Below are 17,956 nucleotides of genomic sequence, written 5' to 3' on the forward strand. Positions count from 1 at the left end.
ATCGCGGGTAGTGCCGGCCGCTGGCCGGCAACCACCCGGATCTTCGCTCAACGCAACAGCACCTCGCGCAGCGCCGCGTAGTCCGCCGCCAGCGGCTCGGCATGCGCTGGACGCTGCAGCAGCGCGCCCAGTGCCGGCGGCACCGCCACCGCTTCACCGATCAACGGTTCCACCACCGCCTCGAATTTGGCCGGGTGCGCGGTAGCGACCACCGCCCAATCGCCCTTGGCGCCGCCTGTGCGCAGATCCTGCAGCACCTTCACCGCCGTGGCCGTGTGCGGGCAGAAAAGTTCACCGTTGCTGGCATGGGCGCTGGCGATGGTCGCGCGGATGGTCACGTCATCCACTGCGAAGGCGCGGAACGCCGCGCGCAGCTCCGCATCGTCGCCGTGGTAGAGCCAGCGCAGCCGCTCGAAATTGCTGGGAGCGCCGACATCCATGGCGTTGGCCACGGTCGCAATGCTGGCTGCTGGCTGGTACTGATTGCCGCCGAAGTAGCGCGGCAGCACCGCGTTGGCATTGGTCGCCAGCACGATCTGTCCGATCGGCACGCCCAGCGCACGCGCCAGCACCGCTGCCATCGCGTTGCCGAGGTTGCCGGTCGGCACCACCAGGTTCAAGCGCCGTTGATGCTGTGCATGATGACTCAACGCTGCATGCGCGTAATAGCTCATCTGCGGCAGCAGCCTGCCCAGGCTGATGCTGTTGGCTGAACTCAGCGGCACCTGCGCCTGCAGATCGCGATCGGCCAGCGCCTGCTTCACCATCGCCTGGCAATCATCGAACGAACCGGCCACCCGCAGCGCCTGGATGTTGTCGCCGAAGCAGCCGAGCTGATGCGCCTGTCGTGGTGACACCCGCCCGTCGGGATACAGCACCACCACACGCACACCCGGCTGTTTGTGGAAGGCTGCCGCGACCGCCGCGCCGGTGTCGCCGGAGGTGGCCACCACGATGGTCAGCTCGCGGTCCTTTCCGGCCTGCAGCCGCGACAGCACACCGGCGAGGAAGCGCGCACCGATATCCTTGAACGCCGCCGTCGGCCCATGAAACAGCTCCAGCACGTGATCACCGCTGTTGCCCAGCGGACGCAATGGCACGGGGAAATCGAAGGCGTCACGGCAGATCGATGGCAAGGCAGCGGCCAGCACGTCTCCGTCGAAGAAGGGCGCCAGCAGGTCAGCGGCACTGTCGGCCAGGGTCGCACCAGCCTGCAGCGCGCGCGGCGCCGGCAGCACCTCGGGAACATACAGCCCACCATCGGGTGCAAGACCGGCGGCAATGGCCGCACTGAGCCCAACAGCCGGCGACTGGCCACGGGTCGAAACGAATCGCATGGGATCGATATCCGGTAAGGAGGAAGAATTCAGCACAGGTGGGCTCCAGGTGCATCCAGCGCCGAGATCCAGGCATCGCTGTCGAAACCAGCAGCAGCGAACGCCGCACGCACCGGCTCCGCTGCCGCATGCGCCTGGTCGGCATCTTCAAACCAGGCGAATACGCTGGGTCCGGCACCGGAAATGCCCGCCCCCATCGCATCTGCGGCCAATGCCGCATCGCGCGCGGCGTCGAAGCCAACGATCAGGCCCGCCCGTCGCGGCTCGACCAGCACGTCGCGCAGGCCGGCGCGCACCAGCGATGCATCGCCGCGATGGCACCCACTCAAAACCAATGCCAAGTTGGCACTCTGCGCGACGAATTCGCCCAGCGCATAGCTGCCCTGCAGCGCCTGCCGCGCGCGCCGGGTTTCCAGCACCGCATGCGGATGCACCAACAGGCTGTGCCAGCTGGCCGGCACCGGAACCGGCACCAGGCGATCGGCCGTGCACAGCGCCACGCCGCCCAGCAGCAGCGGACCGACGTTGTCGCCGTGGCGGCCACCGCTGGCAACCGCTTCGCCATCCAGTGCGAACGGATACAACGCCTCGCGCGACAGCGGTACGTCCAGCAGTGCGTTCGCCGCCACCAGCGCGGCCACGCAGGAAGCGGCCGATCCGCCCATCCCGGAGCCGAAGGGAATGCCCTTGTCGATCTCGATGGCGAAACCGAAGCCCAGCCCCAGCGCCGCACGCAGTGAGATCAAAGCGGCGCCAGCGGTGTTGCCGGCCGCCTCGCGCGGCAGCTCCACCGCGCTGCCGCGAATCGCGTCGATGCGCACCAAGGGTTCGTCGATGCGGCGCACACTTACCGTATCGCCGACACCGGCAATGGTGTGGCCCAGGATGTCGAAGCCCACGGCCACGTTGGCCACCGATGCGGGTGCGAAGGCGCGTGCAATCACAGGCGCGCTCCTTCGCCGGCCGCGACACGCAACAGATCGGCGAACACACCGGCAGCGGTGACTTCCGGGCCCGCGCCCGGGCCCTGCACCACCAGCGGGTTGTCGCAGTAGCGGCGGGTACGGAACTGCACCACGTTGTCGGTCAGCCGCAGGTTGGCGAACGCGTGGTCGGCCGGCAGCTCCTGCAGGCCGACCGACGCGCCATCCGGTCCCAGCCGTGCGACATAGCGCAGCACCGCACCGCGCTCGCGGGCGTCGCTCAGCCGCGCCAGCAGTGCCGCATCGGAATCAGCCAAGCGAGCCATGAAGTCGTCCACGCTTCCCTCGCGCAGCAGCGCAGGCACCAGGCTCTCCACCTGCACCTGCTCCAGACTGAGCGGGTGGCCGGCCTCGCGGGCCAGGATCACCAGCTTGCGCGCGACATCCACGCCGGACAGGTCGTCACGCGGATCCGGCTCGGTGTAGCCCATCGAGCGCGCCTGCGCGACCAGTTCAGAGAATGGCTGGCTACCGTCGAAGCGATTGAACAACCAGGCCAGCGTACCGGAGAAGATCCCTTCAATCGCCAGCACTTCATCGCCGGTATCCACCAGGTCACGCAGCGTGGTGATCACCGGCAGGCCGGCACCCACCGTGGCCTCGTAGCGGAAGCGCGCGCCACTGGCAGCGGCCGCCGCGCGGATGCGCTGGTAGCGTGCGAGCGGCCCGGCGCCGGCCTGCTTGTTCGGCGTCACCACATGGATGCCCGCGGCCAGCCAACCTTCGTAGCGCTCGGCAACCTCGGCGCTGCCACTGCAGTCGATCACCACCGCATGCGGCAGGTGGGCAGCCAGCAGGTGTTCGGTGAAATGGTCCAGATCGCTGGCCTGGCCGGCATCCTGCAGCGCCTCGCGCCAGTCTTCGTGCAGGCCATCGGCCTCCAGGCGCATGCGTGAGCGTGATGCAAGTGCGCGCAGGCGCAGATCGACGTTGGCCTTGGCCAGCAGCTGCGGGCGCGCGGCCAGCAGCTGGTCCAGCAGCGCAGCACCAACATTGCCCGGACCGATCACGCCCACTGCGAACGTCTGCGGGGACAGCCAGAACCCCGCATGCGCGGCACGCAGCGCGCGGGTCGCATCGGCACTTGCCACCGCCACCGAGATGTTGCGCTCGGACGACCCCTGCGCGATTGCCAGGATGTTGACCTGCGCCTTGCCCAGCGATGCGAACAGCCGCGCGGCCACGCCCGGCTGCCCCGCCATGCCATCGCCGACGGCGGCCAATACGCTGACCCCTTCACTGACCTGCACGCGCTGCACCTGGCCTGCCGCCAGTTCGTGCGAGAACGCCTGCACCACGGCGTCACGGCCACGCGCCGCTTCACCTGCACGAACAACACAGCAGATCGAATGTTCGGAAGACCCCTGCGAGATCATCACCACCGAGACCTGCGCCTGGCGCAACGCGGCGAACACCCGCTCGGCAGTACCCGGCACACCGATCAGGCCGGTGCCTTCCAGATTCAGCAGTGCCAGATCCGCACTCAACGTCAGCCCCTTGACCGGGCCGCGTGGCGAGCGCTCAGCGCTGATGCGCGTACCCGGATGGCTGGGCTGGAACGTATTGCGGATGAAGATCGGCAGGCCCAGCCGGATTGCCGGTGACATGGTCTGCGGATGCACCACCTTCGCCCCGAAGTACGCCAGTTCGCAGGCCTCGTCGTAGCTCAGCGCATGCAGCTGCACGGCCTCCGGCACCAGCCGCGGGTCAGCCGACAGCACGCCGTCCACGTCGGTCCAGATGTGCAGCTCGTCGGCGTTGAACAGGGCAGCGAAGATCGCTCCGGAATAGTCGCTGCCGTTGCGACCCAGCGTGGTGACGCGATCCTGGCGGTCGCGGGCGACGAAGCCGGTAGCGACCACGCGCAGCTGCGGGTGCTGCAGCCGCCATGCCGCAAGGCGGCCGGCACTGGCGTCCCAGTCGACATCCACGCCCAGTTCGCCGTGGCCGACCACCAGCACATCGCGCGCATCCAGCACCGCGCAGTCCTCACCCAGCGCACGCAGGTGGGTGCCGAGCAACTGCGCGGAGAACACTTCGCCCAGGCCCTGCACGCGATCGAGCACTTCGCGCGGCAGCTCGCCGATCACTGCCAATGCGGCCAGCACTTCAGCCAACTGGTCGAAGCGTGCGTCGATCCAGTCCACGGTGTCGCCCACCTGTTCGCCCAGCAGCGCTACGGCTGCGCCGCGATGGCGCGCGCGCAGCGTGTGCCAGGCCTCCCGCCAGCCAGCATCGCCCCGGGCTGCCAGGTGCGCCAGTTCGATCAGCGCGTCGGTGACACCCTTCATGGCCGAGACCACGCTGACCTGCAACGACTCGGGCCGGGCCAGCAGCAGGCCGGCAACATGGCGATAGCGTTCGGCATCGGCGACCGACGTGCCGCCGAACTTGTGCACGACCGTGGACGGCGCGGCCAGAGCAGACGCAGCGGAGGAATGGGCGGGGGCGGTGGAAGACATGCAGACCTCGGTTGGAGGCCCCGTCGCATGCAGGTGGTCGAGTTTCCCCGTCACCTGGATGGTGCGGGGCCGTTGTTTTCGGGAGTTACACGAAGACGACGGGCCGCACCAGGGCAGTGGTGACGGTGGTGGTGGTAATGGTGGTGGTGATGGTGACCGGCGCAGTCGAACGGCCCGCGGTAGCGGGGGCGATCAGACGGGCGTTGGCGGCATCAAGGACCATGGCGTACAGAAAACACCGGCACACCGGCTGCTGTCAAGTGCTGCGACGCAATATTTGCTTGCGGCGATCATCGGTCAACGTGCCGGCATTTGGTTGCAATTGAGACAAACCGATGATCGTCGGCTTCAATGCAGCGATTCAACCAACATGTTCGGTGATCGCGCGCGGGGTGCGATGCGCATGTGCGCACAACAGCACGCCAGCGACCAGCAGCACGATTGCCAGCAATTCCAGCAGGCTTGGCCAGCGTCGCTGCCAGGCGAAGGCATACAGCAGCGCGAACAGGGTCTCGAACACGATCATCTGCCCGGTCAGGGTCAGCGGCAACAGGCGACTGGCGCGGTTCCAGAACGCATTTCCAAGGATCGAAGCGACTACTGCTACGCCCGCGCTGATCGCCCAGAAGCCACTCCACTGTGCGGCTGTATGAGTCCCGGCGTGTCCGATGAACGCCATCGGCACCAGCAGCAGTGACAAGCCGCCAGTAGTGACGCCTGTCAGCAGCGACCAGTCGTGGCTGGAGAGATCAGGGCGCCGCGCCAACCAGCGGCTGTTGCCGATGGAGTACAGCGCCCACGACAACAATGCACCGAACGCGCATAGCAGGCCGATCAGGCGCTGCCGCCAGGGCGTGGCCAGATGCTCGGACATCAGTGCTTCCCAGCCGACCATCGCCACCCCCAGCACGCACAGGCCCAGCGCCGGCAGCAACTGCTTCAACGGCACCGCTCCCTGCTCGCGCACACCCACTACGGTCACCACCACAGGAATCAGGCCGACGATGAGCGACGCAGCGGCACCACCGGCCCACTGCACGGCGGTTGCCAACAGCAGGAAATACACCAGGTTGCCGGCCAGGCTGAGCCACAACAGGCCGATCCACTCAGCGCGGCCGAGCTTCGGCGCCAGCCGCTTCCAGCGCGGCAACAGCAGTGCGACCGCAATCAGGCCATAAACCAGATAGCGGCCGGCGGAAAGCTGCAGTGCGTTGAAGCTGTCCAGCACGGCGGGAGCGAGGAAGACCACACCCCACAGCGCACCGGCGGCGATGCCATTGGCGATGCCCAGAGCAATCGGGTTGTTGCGCATTGCGGATTCTTGGTGGAAGAGCACAGGCCGCGAAGTGTAGGCGGCAGAGCGTTCGGCGTATTGACCGAAGCTACTGGCCGCCCGCTCGCCGCCAGGCCGCCGGCGTCTGTCCGCATTCGCGGCGCAGCGCACGGGTCAGCGCACTCTGCTCGGAATAGCCCGCAGCCAGTGCGATATCGCTGATCGATGCCGGACTGACCCGCAACTGGTGCTTCGCCCAACGCAGGCGGCTGGCGCTGAGCCAGGCCTGCGGACTGAGCCCGAACTCACGCCGGAACACCGCATGCAGGCGGCTTTCACTGATGCCGACAAAGGCGGCCATGCGCGCGACCGACCACCCCTGCCCCGGCATCGCCTCCACGGCGGCGCACAGTCCCTGCAGGCGCGCGCCACTGCCCGCCGGGGCGAAACGATGCAGCAGTTCCGGCAACAGCGCCGGCACGGGCTGCCCTGCCTGCACCCGGGCAAGCCGCTGCCGCAGCGGCAACGGCAGGTGCAGCCAGCGTTGCCGGCACAGGTGCTCCTGGGTCGCGTCATCAAGCACGCCCGCGCCGCAGTCGACAATCACGAAACCGTTGGGGCCGTCGGCCACCTGGTCGTGCGCCTCGCCGGCAGCCACGAAGGCACCCTGCAACAGGTCAAGACGGCCGCCGCTGCCCTCCAGCTCGAACTGCAGCTCACCCTGCAGTGGCAACACCCACTGGGCGTAGTCATGGCGATCAAGACCGGTGGCCTGGCCGTAGTGCCGCAGATGGAATATGGCGCCCATTCGACGAGTGTGCGCGCAGCGTCGCCTGCCCGCAATGCCGCCAAACATGGCCCCATGCTAGATTCAGGCATGTTCTTATCGCAGGGAATGCACGATGAACACCGCCTACCGCCTCCTCGCACTGGGATGCCTGGCCCCGCTCATGGCGCAGGCGCAATCTGTTTCCCATGACCGCATTGCGCCGGCACCGCACTGCCTGGACGCACGCGATGTGCGCCAGGTCGAACAGGAAACACCGATGGCCATTGCGGTACGCGATGGCCAGGGCCGGGCCTACCGCATCGACTTCAGTGCTGCCTGCCCCGGCGTCAACGCGGCCGAGGAGCTGCGCCTTGAAGCACCTGCCGGCTGGGCGTGTGGCAGCCCAAGGGAGCAGGTGGTGGTTGACGGCCGCACCTGCGCCATCGGCAGCGTCGCTCCAATCGACAACCGGGAGTTTGCATTTACTACGCGCGAAAGCAGCCGCCAGTACGCAGCCACTCTGCCGGGGGTGACCGTGACAGCCAAGTCGCGTCGCGACAGCCGTGATGATGCCCCACGACGCGCGTTCCAGACGTCATCGGCGGTCTGCTTTGCCACCCGCAACGTGCGCGGCTGGAGCGAAGATCCGCAGGGCGTCGTGGTTGAAACCAATCCACGGCGCAATGGTGGCCATCGTTACTATCGTGTTGAGCTGGCCAGCAGCTGCCCGATCCTGGCTGGTGCGTATGAGGTCGACTTCCATTCGGGCTTCCAGAACGGGTTGATCTGCGGAAACCCCGGCGACCGCATGGTGATGGCCCCCTCGCCCATTCCTGGCGACCTTCGTGCCAGCACGCCGCGCTTTGCCCGGCCAGGCTGCGATGTACTGGCGGTGTATCCGAAGGACGCACACAACACAGCCTCGCGCTAGCCCTCCACGCCGAGGAAGGTGAACGGCGCGCTGGGCACGAAGTGCTGCAGCGCATCGCCGGCGAAGGTATTGCGCTGGTCGCGGCCGAGATCGAGCTTGAGGACCTTGCCGCCGAAATCGACTTTGTTCAGATCCACCCAGAAGGTGTTCGGCGTCAGTGCCGACTCGAAGAAGTACAGGCGCCGCTTGTGGTCGGCAACCGTGCGCCAACGGGTGGACGAGATGTTCGGCTCGCCCGGCGTGGTGATGCCGAACGGCACCGACACGTTGCGGATCACGCTGAACACACTGGCCAGCGCCTCCACCGGATCTTCCGCTTTCGGAATCGCGTTGATGTAGAACGACGCGCGCGCGAAACGGTCGGCGGAACGATTGGTGCCAGGCAGCATCACCGTGCCGCCGATCTGCTGCCAGTAGCTGTTCAACGCCAACTGCTGGTCGAAGATCGGCGAATTGGTCATCACCTGGTAGCGGCGATCATGGTGGATCACCTGGCGTCCGCCGATGTATTCGACAATGGCGCTGTCACCCGTGGCATCGGACAGCGACAGATGCAGCGTCGCCTGACGGTCCTCGCCAGGCACTTTGTCGGTGACGATCGAGTACGGCTCGCGCTGCAGGGCGGTCACGGCCTCTTCCACGGTGGCGAAGTTATCGAGCACGTACTGCGCCCACAACGAGATCGACAGGCCGGGCTTGCCGCTGCGCTGGGCCGGATATTCCGACTCGACCAGCCACAGCAGGTTGGCGACCAGTCCCTTCTCGTTCATGCCATCGGTGGTGGAAATGTCATAGCCGGTGGCCACCACGCTGCCGTAGCGCGCCGTCCACGCGATCGATCCCGGCCCCGCCTTTCCGGTGCGCGCGATGCCGCGCGGCAATACGTAGAGATTGGTGGCCACGTCCACCTTCCAGTCCATCGAGCGGGCGGTGATGACATCGCCGTTGTCGCCCAGGTACACCGCGCGCGTGCAAGCCATCGCCGGCATCACCGCCGTCGCCAGTGCCATCGCCAACAGTGCGCTGCCCTTCCACTTCATCCGTGCCATGTCGTGCTCCGTTCCCCGGGAACGGTGATCTGAACCCCATAACGGTGACACGAACGTGAAGCCTCAGCGCAGCCAACGATCATGCAGCCAGAATCCGGCCGCCATCGCCGGCACGAACCACAGGGCTTCGCGTGCTCCCACCGCCAACGCAGCCAACGCGGGACCCGGGCAATAGCCGACCCAGCCCCAGCCGATGCCGAACACTGCCGCGCCCAGCAGCAACCGCCTGTCGACAGCCGGTGCTGTCGGCAGCTGGAAGCGCTCGCCGCACCATGGTCGTTCCTGCCGCCGCAGCCAGAACTGACCCACTGCGCTGACCAGCAGCGCCGACGCCAGCACCCAGGCCAGCGTGGGATCGAAGTCGCCCGCCACATCGAGGAAACCCAGCACGCGACGCGGGTCGGTCATGCCGGCCAGCGCCAGGCCAGCACCGAACAGGCCACCGGCCGCGCCTGCTGCCCACAGTGTGCGGCTCATGCCAGACCTCCGCCGTGGCGCACCAGGTACGTCGTAAGCATCGCGCAGGCCATGAACACCAGCACCGCCACCAGTGATCGTCGCGATCCCCGGGCAAGACCACACACACCGTGGCCGCTGGTGCAGCCATTGCCAAGCCGCGTACCGAAGCCCACCAGGACTCCGGCGCCGATCAGTTGCCAGGCCGGCAGTGCGTCACGCAGCAAGGCGCGTGGCGGTTGTCCCGCACCCGCCTGCCAGCTCAGCACCGCCGCAGCAGCCAACATCAGTCCGAGCAGGAATGCCCAGCGCCAGCCACGATCACCACGCGGTGCGGCCACTGCGCCGGCGGCGATGCCGCTGATGCCGGCCACCCGCCCCAGCGTGGCCAGCAGCACCACCGCCGACGCACCGATCAGGCCACCGCCTGCAATCGCGGCCCATGGCAGGTTCATGCCCTGCCCCTCTGCATCACACGCATCGGCTTGCCCTTTAATTTAGATTTCTCTAAATTAGACTTTTCTGAACTACCCGGTCAAGCCATGCCCAGCAGCATCACCGACAGTGCCGCGATGGCCACGCATGCCGCACAAGCGGCCGCCCTGCTGAAATCGCTGGCACACCCGGCGCGCTTGCGCGTGTTGTGTCGTCTGGTGGAAGGCGAGGCACCGGTGCCGGAACTGCTGACCGTCACAGGACTGAGCGCATCGGCGCTGTCACAGCATCTGGCCGTGCTGCGCAATCTGGGTGTAGTGGCAACGCGACGACAGGCACAGACACTGCACTATCGGCTGCTGGAAGGTCCGGCGCTGGGGGTGCTGCAGGCACTGCACGCGGCCTACTGCACACCGCAACGCTAGCAATCAGCCCGCGTTGATCGCCGGTCGCACGACCTCGGTCAACAGATCCACCGCCGTCAGCAATGCACTGTCACCGTTCACCGTGCGGGCGAACCCTGCCCAGTCACCTGCGGAAAGCTGGCGCAGCAGCGCAGCGTCAACCGGCAACACGCGCATCGCCCAGTACGGAAACTGGCGCTGGCCAACGCGGCCGCGCGCCAGCTCGACGATGTCGACATGGCTGCCGGCCTGCAGGATGCGCTCATACACCGAATCGATGCCATCGGGCGGGCCTTCGATGTACTGCAGGAAGCGCTCGCCGTCATTCAGCAGCACACCGGTCACCCCTGCCAGCTTGTTGAAGCGCGCGGCATCCTCCACCAGCGTCTGCAGACGTTCGGCGGTCAGATCCGGTTTGGCCTTGCTGACATAGGCGATGGCACGCAGTGGCATGGAGCGTCCTTTGCAAGAGTGGTGCCACGGTAGCAGTTGCGGACGAGTCCGTCTCACTACGCTCACGCGTCAGCTGAAGAGTTCAGGAAACAACCACACCGCGTCCGTCGTTGCGACGAGGCAGCAGCGCCTCGAACACCACCTGCCCGGCGTCGTTGCGCGCGCTCAACTGCCCACCATGCGCACGCACGAACTGGTCAACGATGTACAGGCCAAGCCCCAGGCCGTTGCTCTGGTGGAAGCTTGCCTTGAACGGTTCGAACAGGCGCGGCAGCAATGCCTCATCGACATGGCCGGCGTTGCGTACACGCAGCGCGACCATGCGGGCATCGCCACCGTCGACCTGCACCTGCACTGCAGCGTCAGCGCCGTGGGTGAGTGCGTTGCCGACCAGATTGGCGATCACCTGCCCCAAGCGATCCATGTCGCCCTGCAGGGTTGCGTCACCCTGGACGTCCAGCGCGATGCGATCAGCGCGATGACCGGCACCGGCCTCCACCAGCACCGCACGCGTCACCTCGGCCAGGTCGCAGGCACCGGTCTGCAGGCGCAGGCCGCCACTGCGGATCCGCGAGAAATCCAGCAACTGCTCGACCATGCGCGCCATCCGCAGCGTGCTGGCTTCCAGGTAGCTCAGTGTCTGCTGCGCACCGGGGTTGTCGGCTGGCAGTTCCAGCGACAGCTTGTCGGCACACAGCAGGATTGCCGACAGCGGCGTGCGCAGGTCGTGGGTCAGCACCGCGGCCATGGTCTCGTTGAGCTTCAACGCGCGCTCCAGCGCCTCGTTGCGCGCCTTCAGCAGCTGCCGCTGCTGGTACAGCTCGATGAACACGTTGACCTTGCTGAGGATCACCTGCGGCGCCACCGGCTTGTGCAGGAAATCCACCGCGCCGGTCTCGTAGCCCTTGAACACCCGCAGCGGATCATCCGGCGAGGCGGTCAGGAAGATGATCGGTACATCGCGGCTGCGCTGCGAGCCGCGCATCAGCTCGGCCAGCATGAAGCCATCGATCTCCGGCATGTGCACGTCCAGCAGCGCCAGCGCCACCTCGTGCTCCAGCAGCAGTTCCAGCGCCTGCGCGCCGGATTCGGCCAGCAACAGGTTGACGCCCTCGCGGCGCAGCAGCGCCTGCATGGCCACCAGGTTCTGCGGCACGTCGTCGACGATCAGCAGGTTGACCGGCGCCTGCGACTGGGCAGGGTCCGGTGGCAGCAGGTTCATGCAAACAACTCCTTCAGGCGACGACACATCAGTTCAAGGGGCAGCACGGCGTCGGCGCCGGCGTGCTGCAGGGCGGAGGCCGGCATCATCGATGCCTCGGCCTCCTCGGGGCATTGCAGCCAGGCCTGGCCGCCCGCGGCGCGCACTGCGGCCACGCCGTCACTGCCATCGCTGCTGGCACCGGTCAGCAGGATCGCCAGCACGCGCGCGCCGAACACGGCTGCGGCAGATTCGAACAGCGGATCGATGGCCGGACGCGAAAACAGCACCGGTTCGTCCATCGACAGTGCGATGGCCTGCGCGTCCTCCACCAGCAGGTGGTAGTCCGGCGGCGCGAACGTCACCGTTCCCGCCTGCAGCGGCTGCTTGTCTTCTGCTTCGCGCAGGGTCAGCGCGCAGTACGGCGCCAGCACATCGGCGATTCGGCTGGAACGGTCGCGCGGCAGGTGCAGCACCACCAGCACCGGCACCGGCAGGGTGGCCGGCAACGCGCCAAGCACGGTCTGCAAGGCAGCCACGCCACCGGCCGATGCACCGATCACGACCACGTCCGGGCGGGACATCGGCGCCATCAGGCCACCTTCCGGTACAGGCGGTGCTCCCGCGAACAGGCTTCGAACGCATCGTGATGACGACCGAACTGCAGCGACTCCTTGCTGCCCAGGCCGAGGAAGCCGCGATGCACCAGTGCTTCGCGGAACAACCCCACCGCCCGGTCCTGCAGGTCGCGGTTGAAGTAGATCAGCACATTGCGACAGGACACCAGGTGCACTTCCGAAAACACCGTGTCGGTGGCCAGGCTGTGATCGGCGAACACCACGTTGCGGCGCAGCTGGCGGTCGAAGACTGCGCCGTCGTAGGCGGTGGTGTAATAGTCCGACAGCGAACCGGTGCCACCGGCGGCAAGATAGTTCCGGCTGAACTGGGCCAGGCGGTCGATGCCGTAGGCGCCGGCTTCAGCCGTGGCCAGTGCCGCGGGGTTGATATCGGTGGCGTAGACGATGCTGCGTTCAAGCAACCCTTCCTCGTGCAGCAGGATCGCCAGCGACCACACTTCCTCGCCGGTACTGCAGCCGGCCACCCACAGCTTCACCGAGGGGTAGGTGCGCAGCACCGGCACCACCTGTTCGCGCATCTGCCGGAAATACTCCGGGTCACGGAACATCTCCGAGACCTGCACGGTGAAGAACTGCATGGCCTGGGCGAACAGCTCCGGCTCGTGCAGCAGCCGATGCTGCAGATCCGACAGGCGCTCGCACTCGTAACGCTGCATGGCCTGGCTGACGCGACGGCGCAGCGAAGACACCGCATAACTGCGGAAGTCGTAGTGGTAGCGCTGGTACAGCGCTTCCAGCAGCACCTTCAGCTCCAGGTCGAACAGCGCCTGCTCGTTCATTGCCGCGAGCACCAGACCCGGCACAGCGAAACGAGCTTGTCCACGTCGATGGGCTTGGCGATGTAGTCGTTGGCACCGGCCTGCAGGCAGCGCTCGCGGTCGTCGGGCATGGCCTTGGCGGTCAGCGCGATGATCGGCAGGTCCTGCAGATGGCGCTGCGCGCGGATCTCGCGCATCGCCTGCAGGCCATCCTTCTCCGGCATCATGATGTCCATCAGCACCAGATCCACCTCACGCTGGGCCAGCCGATCAACGGCCTCCTGGCCGTTGCGGGCGATCTCCAGCGTCACCCCCAGCGGTTCCAGCACGCTGGACAGCGCGAAAATGTTGCGCACATCGTCTTCGGCCAGCAGCACGGTGCGCCCGTCGAGCACGGTGTCGCGGCGGCGCGCTTCGCGCAGCAGGCGCTGCTGGTCGCTGGGCAGGTTGGCTTCCACGCTGTGCAGGAACAGCGTCACTTCGTCGAGCAGGCGCTCGGGCGAACGCGCGCCCTTGATGATGATGCTCTTGGAGTAGCGGCGCAGGCGCTGCTCTTCCTCGCGGCTGAGGGCACGGCCGGTGTAGACGATGACCGGCGGGAAGCCGACGTCATCGTTGCCCGCCATGTGCTCCAGCAGGTCGTAGCCGCTGCCGTCGGGCAGCGACAGGTCCATCACCATGCAGTCGAAGGTGACCGTGCTCAACTGCTCCACCGCCGCCGCCAGGGTTCCCACAGCAGCGATCTGCAGCTGGTCGCGGCCCAGAAGCAGTTCCAGGTTGCGGCGCAGGTCGTTGTCGTCCTCCACGATCAGCAGGCGGCGCACGTCGCGCTGGCTGGTCTGTTCAAGCTGTTCGATGGCCGCCACCAGGCGTTCGCGCGTGGTCGGCTTGATCGCAAAGCCGATCGCGCCCAGTTCGCGCGCCACCTGGCTGCGGTCCATGCCCGACACCACGTGCACCGGAATGTGCCGGGTATCGGGGTTGCGCTTGAGCCGCTCGAGCACGGTCAGGCCGGAGACGTCGGGCAGGCCGATGTCCAGCAGGATGCCATTGGGGCGCAGTTCCGCCGCCAGCGCCAGCGCCTCTTCGGCGGTGGTGGCCACCACGCAGTCGAAATCGAGTTCGTGCGCCAGGGTCACCAGGGCTTCGGCGAAGACCGCATCATCCTCCACGGCCAGGATCAGTCGCCCTGCGTGGCGGCGGCGGCCACGGTCATCGGCCACCGTGGCGACCGGCGCGACACTGGATCGCGGGGCGGGCGCTGCCGGTGCCAACGTCGCAGCGGGCGCCGCCTGCGGGGGCGCGGCGACCGCGGTTTCTGCGGCGACTGCGCCGGTCTCGGTGGTCGGCGCACCCTGCAGGGGCAGCTCGAGAATGAAGCGGCTGCCGCGGCCCGGCTCGCTGTCCACCTGGATGTCACCGCCCATGCGCACCGCAAGATCGCGCGAGATCGACAGGCCCAGGCCGGTGCCGCCGTAACGGCGGCGGGTGCTGCCATCGGCCTGGCGGAACGCTTCGAAGATCAGCTGCAACTGGTCGCGCGCGATGCCGATGCCGCTGTCGGAGACCTCGAAGCGGATGCGGCCATTGCCGCCGTTGCGCACCTGCAGGCTGACCTTGCCGTGCTCGGTGAACTTCAAGGCATTGGCGAGCAGGTTCTTCAGGATCTGCTGCAGGCGCTGGTTGTCGGCCACCAGCTGGCTGGGGGCCAGGCCATCGGCCTCGATCTGCAGTGCCAGGCCCTTCTGCCGCGCCATCGGCTCGAAGGTCTCGCGCAGCCGCTGCAGCACGCTGTCGACCACCACCACTTCATCGGCCAGTTCGACGTGCCCTGCTTCGATGCGCGACAGATCGAGGATGTCGTTGATCAGCGCCAACAGGTCGTTGTTGGAGGACAGGATGGCGCGGGCGTACTTGACCTGTTCGTCGCTGAGCACGCCGTCCTTGTTGTCGGCCAGCAGCTTGGCCAGGATCAATGAACTGTTCAGTGGCGTGCGCAGCTCGTGCGACATGTTCGCCAGGAACTCGGACTTGTAGCGCGAGGTGGCGGCCAGTTCGTTGCTGTTGCGCACCAGCTGTCCCTGCGCGACCAGCAGCGCCTGCTTCTGCGCCTCCAGCTCGTGGGTGCGCTCTTCCAGCTGCACATTGCTCTGCTCAAGCTCGGCCTGCTGCTGTTCCAGATGGCTCTGCGACTGCATCAGGCTGCGGCTCTGCTCCTCCAGCTCCTCGTTGGCCACGCGCAGCTCTTCCTGCTGTGCCTGCAGCTCTTCACCCTGGCGTTGCGACTCTTCCAGCAGCGTCACCAACTGCGCACGCAGCAGCGAGGTACGCAAGGCCATGCCGATGGTTTCGGCGCAGCGCTGCAGCAGTTCGTCATCCAGCGCACGCTGAGCACCGACGGTTGCACGGCCCAGCTCAAGCACGCCCACTATCGCGCCGTCACTGCTGACCGGGGCGAGGATGCGCTCGCGCACAGGTACACGGCCCAGGCTCGTCTGCAGCTCCAGCGGCGCCGCTTCACCACCCTGCAGGTGCCGCGCCAGCTGGTCGCGGGCAACCTGCCCTGCCACCCCTTCCTGCAGGCCCAGCGTGGCCGGAATGCCGGTCGGCAACGCCAGCCCGCCGGTCAGCTGCAGGCGACCGCCTTCCAGCCGGTAGAGCGCACCGACATCGGCCCCCAGCTGGGTCGCCAGCGTCGACACCGCCGCTTCGGCGATCTGTTCCGGCCCCAGCTCACCGCGCAGGCTGAGCGCCACGGCGTTCTCCGCTTCCTGCAGCCACAGCGCGCGCATGGCCTCCCGCCGCGCCTGGATGGCACGCGATGCGATCAGCGCGATCATCAGGAAAGCGGCGCCACCGATGGTCCGATTGACGAACGAGAAGGATGAATTGGTGCTGGCCGGTGCGACGTTGTAGCCCACCGCCAGCAGCACGCAGGCGCTGACGGCAACCACGAAGGGCACCCGGGCACTGCGTTGGAACACCGTGACGCCGATGGCCATGAAATAGGCCAGCCACACGGCGTAACCCAATGGCACCACCAGCTCCAGCGCGGCCGTAGCCGCCACCAGCACCGCCGACGTCATCCAGATCCAGCGGTCTCGCGTAGTCGCACCAGGACGCATGCAGGTCGGTTCCACATTGGAAAAGGGGGGTGATGTTACTCCGTGTCGCATTCAGCCGCATACGACCAATGGCACGGGCGTTGCGTGCACACCTTCTTCACACTGCACTGCCTACGTTCTCGTGCCTCACACAGGTAATACGCATTTCATCGTGGTCGCTGCCGCTTCGACGCCGTCCGTGCTGACGGACCCTTCCCGACAGCTGCGATTGCTGATCGACAGCGTGCGCGACCATGCGCTGTACCTGCTCGACCCCGACGGCATTGTCTGCAGCTGGAACCCCGGCGCCGAGCGCATCAAGGGCTACCGCTCGGAAGAAGTCATCGGCACCCACTTCGGGCGTTTCTACCTGCCAGCCGATCGCGATGCAGGCGAGCCGCAGCACCTGCTGCGACTGGCGGCGGAAAGCGGGCACCATGCCGCCGAGGGCTGGCGGGTGCGCCGTGATGGGTCACCGTTCCGCGCCAGCGTGGTCATCGAGTCGGTACTCGAGAACGGCGAACTGGTGGGCTTCGTCAAGATCACCCGCGACATCACTGAACAGTGGCAGGCACAACGGCTGCTGCGCGACGCCCAGCGGGCGCTGCGCCAGACCCAGCAGTTCGAGACGGTCGGCCAGCTCAGCCGCGGCCTTGCCCATGAGTTCAACAACCTGCTGACCACCATCGTCAATGCGCTGGACCTGCTGTCGGCACGCATGGGTGATGACGAGCGCGCCAACAACCTGCTCTCCACCGCGCAGGCAGCCAGCGACCGGGGCGCACTGCTGACCCGGCAACTGCTGGCCTTCAGCACCGGGCAGACCCTGATCCGCGAAACGCTGGACATCAATGCGCGGATCCGCGACTGGCTGCCCGCGCTGCAGGCCACCTGCCCCGCCGGCGTCACCCTGGAAACCGCGCTGGCTACGGGTCTGCCTGCGATACTCAGTGATACCGTGCAGCTGCAGACAGCGCTCGCCAACCTGGTCGGCAATGCTGCGGACGCTACGGTGGGTGGCGGTCGCGTGCTGATTGCCACCGCGCTGGAACACCGCATGGACCCCGATGCCGACACATCCCGGCAACGGACCTATGTGACGTTGAGCGTCTGCGATGAGGGACATGGCATGGCCCCGGACATCGCCGAGCGCGCGACCGAACCCTTCTTCACCACCAAGGACATCGGCAAGGGCAGCGGTCTGGGCCTGAGCCAGGTGTTCGGATTCACCACCCAGAGTGGCGGTTTCGTTGATGTGTCCACCACGCCCGGTGTCGGCACCACGGTCAGCCTGCTGCTCCCTGCCAGCGAGGACCCCACACATGACCGATGATCCGATCCGCGTATTGATGGTGGAGGACCAGACCGATCTGCGTGAGATGATCGGCCTGGCCCTGCGCGACTTCGGCATCGACGTGGCGACCACGGCGGATGCGCAGGAAGCGGTGGCGCTGCTGCAGGGCGGCACGCGCTTTGATGTGGTGTTCAGCGACATCAGCATGCCCAACGGCATGTCGGGCATCGAGCTGAGCGAACACGTGGCACGTGACCAGCCGCAGGCGCGGATGATTCTTTCCTCCGGCTATGCGCGCTCGCAGTTGCCGCCGCTGCCTGAGCAGGTGGAATTCCTGCCCAAGCCCTACCGTTTACGGCAGTTGGTGGAGTTGCTCCAGCAGGCGTGAGTGGTGCCGGCCTTGCCAGGC

General features: G+C 67.1%; 18 protein-coding genes. 4 read left to right on the forward strand and 14 right to left on the reverse strand.

From position 1 onward, the window contains the following. Positions 1 to 47: 47 nt before the first annotated feature. From thrC to HUT07_RS10335, 6 genes are all read right to left on the reverse strand, one after another. Entirely contained in the window at positions 48 to 1,337 is a 1,290-nt protein-coding gene (gene thrC / locus HUT07_RS10310; RefSeq protein ID WP_176020869.1) for a threonine synthase, read from the reverse strand. Positions 1,338 to 1,366: 29 nt separating this feature from the next. Next, positions 1,367 to 2,281 (reverse strand): homoserine kinase, encoded by a 915-nt coding sequence (locus HUT07_RS10315; protein ID WP_176020870.1) that lies wholly within the window; start codon positions 2,279 to 2,281, stop codon positions 1,367 to 1,369. Beyond that, the gene (gene thrA, locus HUT07_RS10320; RefSeq protein WP_176020871.1) at positions 2,278 to 4,782 is read right to left on the reverse strand and encodes a bifunctional aspartate kinase/homoserine dehydrogenase I; all 2,505 of its coding nucleotides are present in this window, start codon (positions 4,780 to 4,782) and stop codon (positions 2,278 to 2,280) included. The genes HUT07_RS10315 and thrA overlap by 4 nt, the downstream gene beginning before the upstream one ends. 85 nt (positions 4,783 to 4,867) lie before the next feature. After that, positions 4,868 to 5,005, reverse strand: coding sequence for a hypothetical protein (locus HUT07_RS10325; protein ID WP_176020872.1), 138 nt, complete (start codon positions 5,003 to 5,005; stop codon positions 4,868 to 4,870). Positions 5,006 to 5,143: 138 nt separating this feature from the next. Next, positions 5,144 to 6,094 (reverse strand): DMT family transporter, encoded by a 951-nt coding sequence (locus tag HUT07_RS10330; protein WP_176020873.1) that lies wholly within the window; start codon positions 6,092 to 6,094, stop codon positions 5,144 to 5,146. Positions 6,095 to 6,164: 70 nt separating this feature from the next. Then, positions 6,165 to 6,863 carry an AraC family transcriptional regulator gene (locus HUT07_RS10335; RefSeq protein WP_176020874.1) on the reverse strand — a complete coding sequence of 233 codons (699 nt, stop codon included), beginning with the start codon at positions 6,861 to 6,863 and terminating at the stop codon, positions 6,165 to 6,167. Positions 6,864 to 6,957: 94 nt separating this feature from the next. On the opposite strand from HUT07_RS10335, the gene HUT07_RS10340 reads away from it, so the two are divergent. Continuing rightward, the gene (locus tag HUT07_RS10340; protein ID WP_176020875.1) at positions 6,958 to 7,755 is read left to right on the forward strand and encodes a DUF6491 family protein; all 798 of its coding nucleotides are present in this window, start codon (positions 6,958 to 6,960) and stop codon (positions 7,753 to 7,755) included. Here the strand turns inward: HUT07_RS10340 and HUT07_RS10345 are convergent. The 3 genes from HUT07_RS10345 to HUT07_RS10355 all read right to left on the reverse strand — a co-directional run bounded on the left by HUT07_RS10345 (position 7,752) and on the right by HUT07_RS10355 (position 9,715). Beyond that, positions 7,752 to 8,804, reverse strand: coding sequence for a linear amide C-N hydrolase (locus HUT07_RS10345; protein WP_176020876.1), 1,053 nt, complete (start codon positions 8,802 to 8,804; stop codon positions 7,752 to 7,754). The genes HUT07_RS10340 and HUT07_RS10345 overlap by 4 nt on opposite strands. A 63-nt stretch (positions 8,805 to 8,867) precedes the next feature. Continuing rightward, on the reverse strand, positions 8,868 to 9,281 hold the full coding sequence (locus HUT07_RS10350) for a DUF6691 family protein (RefSeq protein ID WP_176020877.1): 414 nt from the start codon (positions 9,279 to 9,281) through the stop codon (positions 8,868 to 8,870). After that, positions 9,278 to 9,715 (reverse strand): YeeE/YedE thiosulfate transporter family protein, encoded by a 438-nt coding sequence (locus HUT07_RS10355; protein WP_176020878.1) that lies wholly within the window; start codon positions 9,713 to 9,715, stop codon positions 9,278 to 9,280. Before HUT07_RS10355 ends, HUT07_RS10350 begins: the two co-directional genes overlap by 4 nt. An 87-nt stretch (positions 9,716 to 9,802) precedes the next feature. On the opposite strand from HUT07_RS10355, the gene HUT07_RS10360 reads away from it, so the two are divergent. Next, positions 9,803 to 10,120, forward strand: coding sequence for a metalloregulator ArsR/SmtB family transcription factor (locus HUT07_RS10360; protein WP_176020879.1), 318 nt, complete (start codon positions 9,803 to 9,805; stop codon positions 10,118 to 10,120). A 3-nt stretch (positions 10,121 to 10,123) separates the two neighbouring features. Here HUT07_RS10360 and HUT07_RS10365 read toward each other — a convergent pair whose 3' ends face one another. The 5 genes from HUT07_RS10365 to HUT07_RS10385 all read right to left on the reverse strand — a co-directional run bounded on the left by HUT07_RS10365 (position 10,124) and on the right by HUT07_RS10385 (position 16,274). Further along, positions 10,124 to 10,552: a BLUF domain-containing protein gene (locus HUT07_RS10365; RefSeq protein ID WP_176020880.1), complete on the reverse strand. Its 429-nt coding sequence runs from the start codon at positions 10,550 to 10,552 to the stop codon at positions 10,124 to 10,126. An 82-nt stretch (positions 10,553 to 10,634) separates the two neighbouring features. Further along, a complete protein-coding gene (locus HUT07_RS10370; RefSeq protein WP_176020881.1) occupies positions 10,635 to 11,774 on the reverse strand; it encodes a hybrid sensor histidine kinase/response regulator in 1,140 nt (379 codons plus the stop codon). After that, positions 11,771 to 12,346, reverse strand: coding sequence for a chemotaxis protein CheB (locus HUT07_RS10375; protein WP_176020882.1), 576 nt, complete (start codon positions 12,344 to 12,346; stop codon positions 11,771 to 11,773). The genes HUT07_RS10370 and HUT07_RS10375 overlap by 4 nt, the downstream gene beginning before the upstream one ends. After that, positions 12,346 to 13,170: a CheR family methyltransferase gene (locus HUT07_RS10380; protein WP_100465185.1), complete on the reverse strand. Its 825-nt coding sequence runs from the start codon at positions 13,168 to 13,170 to the stop codon at positions 12,346 to 12,348. Before HUT07_RS10380 ends, HUT07_RS10375 begins: the two co-directional genes overlap by 1 nt. Further along, a complete protein-coding gene (locus HUT07_RS10385) occupies positions 13,167 to 16,274 on the reverse strand; it encodes a response regulator (RefSeq protein WP_176020883.1) in 3,108 nt (1,035 codons plus the stop codon). The genes HUT07_RS10380 and HUT07_RS10385 overlap by 4 nt, the downstream gene beginning before the upstream one ends. A 178-nt stretch (positions 16,275 to 16,452) precedes the next feature. Here HUT07_RS10385 and HUT07_RS10390 point away from each other — a divergent pair, with 178 nt between their 5' ends. Both HUT07_RS10390 and HUT07_RS10395 read left to right on the forward strand, forming a co-directional pair. Continuing rightward, positions 16,453 to 17,586, forward strand: coding sequence for a PAS domain-containing sensor histidine kinase (locus HUT07_RS10390; RefSeq protein WP_176022524.1), 1,134 nt, complete (start codon positions 16,453 to 16,455; stop codon positions 17,584 to 17,586). After that, a complete protein-coding gene (locus HUT07_RS10395) occupies positions 17,576 to 17,935 on the forward strand; it encodes a response regulator (RefSeq protein WP_176020884.1) in 360 nt (119 codons plus the stop codon). Before HUT07_RS10390 ends, HUT07_RS10395 begins: the two co-directional genes overlap by 11 nt. Positions 17,936 to 17,956 lie beyond the last annotated feature (21 nt).

The sequence above is a fragment of the Stenotrophomonas sp. NA06056 genome, from assembly GCF_013364355.1.
Classification (GTDB): domain Bacteria; phylum Pseudomonadota; class Gammaproteobacteria; order Xanthomonadales; family Xanthomonadaceae; genus Stenotrophomonas.